At 41.4% G+C, this 456-nt stretch carries 1 protein-coding gene; it reads left to right on the top strand.

Going from position 1 to position 456, the window contains the following annotated elements; translation table 11 throughout:
- On the top strand, window positions 1–250 hold a 250-nt coding region (locus tag KJQ99_RS09705; RefSeq protein WP_214150711.1), incomplete at its 5' end, for a tetratricopeptide repeat protein.
- Between the last annotated feature and the right edge of the window lie 206 nt (window positions 251–456).

Below are 456 nucleotides of genomic sequence, written 5' to 3'. Positions count from 1 at the left end.
GGCAGATCCTGAGCTTTGTTGGAATTTGGGCAAATCTTACGCTTCGCTTGACAAATATGACGAAGCCTTGCGATATTATGAGGCAGCAGAGCGCGAATTAGGTGAAAACCCTGAATTTTTAAAGGATGCAGCCTACTTCTATCGCAATGCCGGCGAACGCAAGAGCGCCTTGGCGTGTGCGAAAAAAGCTTTGGAAACTTTCAGCGAAGACTATGAGCTTGAAATGCTGAAAGAAGAATTTGAGATTTAAAAAAGAGGCCGGGAAGAAACCGTGCCTCAAAGTGAAAAACCGGATGAGTTGCAAATCTCATCCGGTTTTTTTGTGTGCATGACAATCATCGAAAAGAGGCTGGCGGCAAATTTTGGGTCTATACTAAATGGTGTTGATGATGATTTTTCAACACCATTTTTTGTATTCACAAAATATCTTCGCAATGCTATAAAATGAAACTATAC

Source organism: Campylobacter sp. 2018MI13, assembly GCF_018501135.1.
In the GTDB taxonomy this organism is placed as follows: Bacteria; Campylobacterota; Campylobacteria; order Campylobacterales; family Campylobacteraceae; genus Campylobacter_E.
The sequence above is the reverse complement of the archived record's forward strand: the minus strand, read 5'-3'. Positions and strand labels throughout refer to the sequence as shown.